This is a genomic window from Paracoccus sp. (in: a-proteobacteria) (genome assembly GCF_046462195.1).
In the GTDB taxonomy this organism is placed as follows: domain Bacteria; phylum Pseudomonadota; class Alphaproteobacteria; order Rhodobacterales; family Rhodobacteraceae; genus Paracoccus.
Genome location: NZ_JBKGUN010000135.1, coordinates 1 through 7,341 on the forward strand (window position 1 = coordinate 1; position 7,341 = coordinate 7,341).

The following is a 7,341-nucleotide window of genomic DNA, read 5'->3' on the forward strand; positions in this document are numbered from 1 at the left end:
GTGGATCGTTGCAGACCCACCTTGGCACATCAGATGCCGTCGGGGGGCGGTCACATCATCAACGCCCCGCAGCTCATCGTTGAAGCCTGTTTCCTATTGGCCAAACCAAGTCGTGTCGTGACCAATGGCATGCAGGGACTTGTCCAAGCTTTCCGGCCGGCCAATCCGCTCCAGCAGCAGGTTCCCGACAAGGTCGCGCTCAGAGGGATTGTTGCCCTTCAAAACCCAACCACGCTCCATCCCGCCTTCCATCTAGGTTTCCGTGACGGCGAGTAAGTGATGAGGTCGGACGAGGCATAGTCGGTGGCCCGGTCAAGTTGATCTTCATACGTGTCGGGCCGGCTCAGCACCGCACCGCAAAGCGGCACTTCGGAGGTGCTGGACAAGAGAAAGCACTCGTCGCTGCAATGGATGGTCACTTCGGCCACACGGGGGCCGCGAAGGGCGACGCCGAAGCCGCCACCCGGTTCAGCTCCGATGGCACAGGCGGTTTCTTCAATGGTCTCAGCACCGGGGGCCGTGGTGAGGCCGCCTAGCAGGATGCAGGCATTGGCAGTTGTCGCTCATATTCTGAAAACTTCTGCAGCGGGCCGGGGCTTGGCAGTGCCTGTCACGCCATACGAGGGTCATCGGCCGATCTTATAAAACGGCCTTTTGACAGTAGCGCCCCTGCCGCGACTTCCCCCTAAACCATTGATCAAGCTGCTTCCAAAAGAAAGATCCTTACTAGCTGAAGTGTGCCATGCACCGGCCGAATCTCCGCTGAACGAGGTTTTGTGCCACTGCTCCATTACTTCAGCCGGACAGGGCAACGTAAGCACACCCTCATCTTGATGCGACATGTCGAACGGATCCTCACCCGCTGATGCAACGCTCAGACACCAGCCTCGATAAGCTGACAAAGCTCAGTTCGACATCTTTGCCCTCAAATGCTCAACGTCACTCTTCAAAGGCATGGTGCGGAAGCTGATGCCAAAGTTACCTTGGTCTACGGAGTTGCGGACCGTAATCCGCAACAATCTTGACAAGCCTTGTCCACCATGCAATGCCGACAAAAAAAGTAAGGTTTTTCCGTGAAACAGTCTTGCGTTCTTGCGGTGGTGGTTCCGCATTTTGTGTTGGCAGTCATCGGTGCTGCCGGAGCCGCGCTCGCTCAGGATCCCTCCTATCCCCTGATCATTGACCACGCCTTTGGCCAAAGCGTCATTCCGCAGCGCCCTGAGCGCGTCGCCACGGTCGCATGGGCCAATCACGAGGTGCCGCTGGCGCTTGGGATCGTGCCGGTCGGCTTCGCAGCAGCAGACTTCGGAGACGAGGACGGCGACGGACTCTTGCCTTGGGTAAAGGCGCGTCTCGACGAACTGGAAGCGGATGTGCCATCGCTTTTCGATGAAGGCGACGGGATCGATTTCGAGGCGGTGGCTGCCAGTGATCCTGATGTCATCCTTGCGGCCTATTCGGGGCTCAGTCGGTCCGACTATGACATGCTGAGCCAGATCGCCCCTGTCGTGGCCTATCCCGAGGCACCTTGGGCGACCGACTGGCGCGAGATGATCCGCCTGAACGCAGCGGGCCTTGGAATGGCATCCGAAGGCGCGGCACTGATTGGCCGGCTGGAAGCCAGGATCAGCGAGACCGTTGCAGAGCATCCGTCACTTTCGGGCAAGTCGGCAATGTTCATCACCCATCTGGACAGCACGGACCTCAGCGTCATCCGTTTCTATTCCGCCAACGACACGCGCGTGAAGTTCTTTGGGGACTTGGGCCTGAGCCTTCCTGCAAGCGTGCAGGCAGTGACCTTGCCCGGTCAGTTCTCGGGCGAAACCAGTGCCGAACTGATCGACCAGTTTGACGACGTCGATATCTTTGTCTCCTATGGCAGCCCTGACCTACGAGAACGCCTGATGGCCGATCCGTTGGTGGCGCATATGCCTGCCGTCGCGAACGGCGCAGTGGTCATGCTAGAGAACGATGCTGTCGGAACCGGAGCCAATCCGACGCCGCTGTCGATCCCTTGGGTGCTGGAGGATTATGCAAACCTTCTGGCAGATGCCGCGCGCGCCGGCGAATGAGTGCTGTTGCAAGCCTGCCACGTGCCCTGCCCCGGCGAGCCGTTGCCACCCGTTCGCTGACGCTGCTGGTTTTGGTCCTCGTTGTCGTTTTGCTCGGGCTGTTGTCGGCGGCCATAGGTACGCGGGCGGTGACTTGGGCCGATCTTCTGGCGGGTCTGCAGGGTGAAAGCGGCACGATAGGACAAGCCGCAGTCGCCGTCAGGCTTCCGCGGACAGTGCTGGCGGCACTTGCAGGGGCTGCCTTGGGCCTGTCAGGGGCAGTCATGCAGGGGATCACGCGAAATCCCTTGGCTGATCCCGGGATCCTTGGCATCAACAACGGCGCAGCGCTGGCGGTGGCGATCGGCATTGCATGGTTCGGGATGAGCGCCGCGTCCAGCTTTATCTGGACAGCCATCCTGGGAGCGGGTGTGACGGCCGCGTTTGTTTACGCCGTCGGCTCGCTTGGCCGAGGCGGAGCAACCCCGTTGAAGCTGGCGCTAGCAGGGGCCGCCACATCTGTGGCGTTCTCATCATTGACCATCGCGGTGGTGCTGCCGCGAGCCGATATTGCCGGCGGTGTCCGGTCCTGGCAGGTCGGGGGGGTAGGGGGTGCCACCCTTGACCGGATCGAGCTGGTGTTGCCGTTTCTCGTGGCGGGCACCGCCATTTCTTTCCTCTCGGCGCGCAAGCTGAACCTTTTGGCCCTTGGGGACGAACTGGCCGCGGGGTTGGGTGAAAAGGTTGCGCTGACCCGTGCCATGGCCGCCATCGGGGCAGTCCTGCTCTGCGGGGCAGCGACGGCGATCTGCGGGCCGATCGGTTTCGTGGGTCTGGTCGTGCCTCACACGTGCCGCCTGACGTTGGGGGTCGATCATCGCTGGCTGCTGCCGGCCTCGGCCTTGGGAGGGGCGGCGCTTCTGATCCTGTCCGACATCGTGGGCCGTCTGGTGGCTCGGCCAAGCGAGCTGGACGTCGGCATCGTGACGGCACTGGTTGGCGCACCTTTCTTCATCTGGATTGTCCGGCGCCACAAGGTGCGAGAGCTGTGAGCGGCACCCTGTCCATGCTGAAATCGGGACGCAGGCGCCGCGCCATCCGGCGACGGGTCGTGGTGGTGATCCTTGTCGCGGTGTTGACTGCGTCGTTCCTTCTGGCCCTGATGCTGGGGCAGAGCTTCACACCGCCGGGACAGGTCCTGCGCGTGCTGATGGGACAGGATGTCCCCGGCGCGGGATTCACTGTCGGGCAGCTGAGGCTGCCACGTTCCGTCATTTCGATCTTGGCCGGGCTCTGCTTCGGTCTGGGTGGCGCGGCCTTTCAGGTGATGCTGCGCAATCCGCTGGCAAGCCCTGACATCATCGGCATCAGCGCCGGAGCCAGCGCGGCGGCAGTGTTCGGTATCGTCTTCCTGTCCTTGGACGGGGCCAGCATATCAGGCATGGCCATTGCCGCGGGATTGGCGGTTGCGCTGCTGATCTATGGCCTGTCCTTCAAGGGAGGTGTCGCAGGATCTCGGCTGATCCTTGTCGGGATCGGCATCTCGGCCATGATCAACAGCTTCATTGCCTATGCCTTGGCGCGGGCACCTGCGTGGGATCTGCAAGAAGCCATGCGCTGGCTGAGCGGCAGTGTGAATGGCGTTCGGCTTGAACAGGCATGGCCGCTTCTGGCGGCGCTGGCAGTCTTTGGCGGCTTGATGCTGTCCCGCAGTCGCGACCTCGAGGCGTTGAGGATGGGCGACGACCTCGCTTCGGCCCTGGGGGTGCGGGTGGGCCCCCTCCGGCTGACGATCATCCTGAGCGCAGTCGGCATGATTGCGGTCGCAACTGCGATCACGGGGCCCATCGCCTTCGTGGCCTTCCTGTCCGGTCCGATCGCCACTAAGATTGCAGGGCCTCGTGGTTCGGTCCTTGTTCCCTCGGCGCTGGTGGGCGCCGTGCTGGTTCTGGTCGGGGACTACGCAGGTCAGTTCATGCTGCCGGGACGTTACCCGGTCGGCGTGGTCACCGGTGCCCTTGGGGCACCCTTCCTGCTCTGGCTCATCATTCGTGCAAATCGCGTCGGAGGATCCGTGTGACCATTTCCCACCGCCTGAACATTGCGGACCTGTCGGCCGGCTATGGCGACCGGCAGATCCTCAGGGGACTGGACCTCGACCTGTTGCCGGGCAGGATCACGGCCATCGTGGGGGCCAATGCCTGCGGGAAATCGACCCTGCTTCGCGTGATGTCGCGGTTGTTGCGTCCGCAGCAGGGGCAGGTGACACTGGACGGGAAGGACATCCACCGGATGCCGACGCGCGCGCTGGCCCGCGTGCTGGGCCTGCTGCCGCAATCGCCCATCGCCCCTGAGGGTATCACCGTCGCTGATCTGGTCAGTCGAGGGCGCCATCCCTATCACGGGCTGGTGTCGCGCTGGACCGCCGGCGACGAACAGGCGGTGGCGGCAGCACTGGAGGCCACGAAGATCACCGATCTGGCTGACCGCGCGATGGACGAACTGTCGGGGGGGCAACGGCAGCGTGCCTGGATCGCCATGGCACTGGCGCAGGCAACCGATCTTCTGCTGTTGGACGAACCGACGACCTTTCTGGACGTGACTCATCAGATTCAACTGTTGGACCTGCTTTGCGACCTGAACGCACAGCGCGGTACGACGATCGTGATGGTGCTGCACGACCTGAATCTGGCGGCGCGTTATGCGGATCGCTTGATCGCGCTGCATCAAGGACGGCTTCATGTCCAAGGTCTCCCTGAAGACGTGCTGGATGAGCAGACGATCCGCGACGTTTTCGGTCTGTCCAGCCGGATTGTCACAGATCCTGTTTCGGGCCGACCAATGATGTTGCCCGTTGGCCGACATCGAACCCTCAAGGACAGGGCTTAAGTCGACTGTTTGTGTCACCTTTGTGCCACGGAGCCAGTTTCAGCATTGGCTTGTGCTTGCCTGAATGCCTTGCTGCACCTACAGGATCCTTAACTTGACAAATTTCATAAGGTTTCTGCCATGCTTTTGATAACCACGAAAAGCAGTCTCCGCACCCGATCACGCCGCAGCGCACTGTTGTCCTGCTGTGCGTCACTCGCGCTGCTCCCCGTGGGTGTTCAGGCACAGGATGATACGGGGGCGCGCCTGTCGCCGGTCATTCGCCTGCCAGAGATCACGCTGCAGGTCGAAAGCGCCGATGACGACGCCAATTCGATCGTGGCGCGGGAGCTGGCAGTCGGCGGCAAGGTGGCAACCAGCATTCTGGATACGCCGGCATCGGTATCCGTGATCACGCAAAAGGAAATCGAGCGACGTGATGCCCGCACGCTCGAGGATGTTCTGCAGTATTCGGCTGGGACCATTACCGACTTCTACGGCCCTGACGACCGCAACGACTATTTCCAGCTCCGCGGATTCCAAGCATCGACCTATCGCGACGGAGTCACGCTGGGTTCGATGCGCGACATCCGGGAAGAGCCGCTGGCCTATGAACGAGTCGAGGTCATCCGAGGCGCGAACTCGACCCTGTTCGGGGTGGCTGATCCGGGCGGCTCGATCAATTTCGTGACCAAGCGCCCGCGGGCCGAGCGGTTTTCGGAGATATCCGGAACAATCGGGTCCAACGATCGCAAGGAATACGGTTTCGATTTTGGTGATGTGCTGACCCCAAATGCCACGCTGTCCTATCGCTTCACCGGCAAGCTGCAGGACAGCAAGCGCGAGTATGATCATTCCCGCGATGACGAAGCCTTCCTGATGGGGGGCCTGACTTGGCAGCCAAGTGACGTCACCTCGATCAGCCTGATTGCAGACTATCTGTCACGTGACGCGACGCCGAACAGCGGCGGCTATCCCCGCTTTGGCGATTATGATCGCGACCAATTCTTTGGAGAGCCTGATTTCAATTATCTCGACGTGGAGCGCACGACCGTCAGCCTGATCGCCGAACATGATTTCGGAAGCGGGCTCACGCTGCGGTCGAACCTGCGCTACAACGATACGACCGAGAAATTCGGGTATACCTATCTGAATGGCGAAGAAGGGCAATTTCCGATCCAGCGCGATTATTATGGGATCGACGCTTCAGCCAAAGAGATCGCGGGCGATGTGATCCTGCAACACGATCGCGATTTCGGCCGGATTGACAGCAGCACTCTGGCAGGGGTCGAATATCGGGACGTTTCTGCACCCGAACGCGTCTTTTATGGCTTCAACGGTGCAGCGCCCATTGACCCGCGCGATCCACGCTTTTCGGGAGGCCCTTCGGATCCCGCCATCTTTGCCGATACGCAGCGCGATGATCGGACGCGGGCAATCTTCGTGCAGCAGAATGTGGCATTGGATGATCGCTTCATCGCGACCGTCGGTGCCCGTCATGACAAGCTGGACCTCAGCATCGATGATCTTGAAACGGGAACCACCAGCAGTGACGATTATTCCGAAACATCCATCCGTGGCGCTCTGACCTGGAAGATCACGCCGGAAATGTCTGCTTATGCCAGCTATGCGGAATCCGTGGCAGCGCCGGATGTGGGGAGGGAACCGGAACGCGGGGAGCAGTACGAAATTGGTTACAAATACGAACCCGCCGGCATGAATGCCCTGATCAGTGCCGCACTCTATGACCTGAGCAAGACCAACATCACCGCCTCCGACGTCACGACGGGCATCCGGTACCTGCTGGGCGATATCCGGGTCAAGGGACTGGACCTGGAAGCAAAGATGGAATTGGCGTCGGACATCGACCTGACAGCGGCCTATTCCTACGCTGCCTCCGAGGTGCAGCGGTCCAGTACCGACAACAGCCGCGCCGGCAATGAACAAGCGTCAGTTCCCAATCATGTTGCCTCGATCTGGTTCGACTACAGGCTGGCCGGCAATGGCGTGCGGGGCGACATGACATTCGGCTTGGGTGCGCGGTACACCGGCACCTATTTCTTCAGCGCCGGCAACGACACCGGAAAAAGCGACGCAGCCGTCCTTCTGGACGCCGCCTACAGCTATGATGTGACCGACAACACCCAACTGGCAGTGAACGTCCATAACCTGACCGACGAAAAGCATGTCGTCGGACGTGGCAGCGCCGATTACTACAATCCCGGCCGTGAGGTTTCCCTGACGCTCCGTCACCGGTTCTGACGATCACGACCGGCGCCAAACGGCAGGCGCCGGTCTTGTCCATCATCCGCTCATGATTTCCATTGAAAATGTCTTCAGAGGCCGCGTCTCGACATGATCTTCTGCCGGTTTTGTGGACACGAAGACAAGATCGTGGCCCATGATCTGGAGAGTGGATGTG

Annotated in this window: 6 protein-coding genes; all 6 read left to right on the forward strand. The window is 61.0% G+C overall.

Features of this window, described 5'->3' with window-relative positions; translation table 11 throughout:
- On the forward strand, positions 1-276 hold a 276-nt coding region (locus tag ACLHHB_RS08860; protein WP_410217912.1), incomplete at its 5' end, for a hypothetical protein.
- Positions 277-1,118: 842 nt separating this feature from the next.
- On the forward strand, positions 1,119-2,072 hold the full coding sequence (locus ACLHHB_RS08865; RefSeq protein WP_410217916.1) for an iron-siderophore ABC transporter substrate-binding protein: 954 nt from the start codon (positions 1,119-1,121) through the stop codon (positions 2,070-2,072).
- A complete protein-coding gene (locus ACLHHB_RS08870) occupies positions 2,069-3,103 on the forward strand; it encodes a FecCD family ABC transporter permease (protein ID WP_410217913.1) in 1,035 nt (344 codons plus the stop codon). The genes ACLHHB_RS08865 and ACLHHB_RS08870 overlap by 4 nt, the downstream gene beginning before the upstream one ends.
- 14 nt (positions 3,104-3,117) lie before the next feature.
- Positions 3,118-4,131 carry a FecCD family ABC transporter permease gene (locus ACLHHB_RS08875; RefSeq protein WP_410217917.1) on the forward strand — a complete coding sequence of 338 codons (1,014 nt, stop codon included), beginning with the start codon at positions 3,118-3,120 and terminating at the stop codon, positions 4,129-4,131.
- Positions 4,128-4,940 carry an ABC transporter ATP-binding protein gene (locus tag ACLHHB_RS08880; protein WP_410217914.1) on the forward strand — a complete coding sequence of 271 codons (813 nt, stop codon included), beginning with the start codon at positions 4,128-4,130 and terminating at the stop codon, positions 4,938-4,940. Before ACLHHB_RS08875 ends, ACLHHB_RS08880 begins: the two co-directional genes overlap by 4 nt.
- Positions 4,941-5,060: 120 nt before the next feature.
- Positions 5,061-7,181 (forward strand): TonB-dependent siderophore receptor, encoded by a 2,121-nt coding sequence (locus ACLHHB_RS08885; RefSeq protein WP_410217915.1) that lies wholly within the window; start codon positions 5,061-5,063, stop codon positions 7,179-7,181.
- Positions 7,182-7,341: the final 160 nt, after the last annotated feature.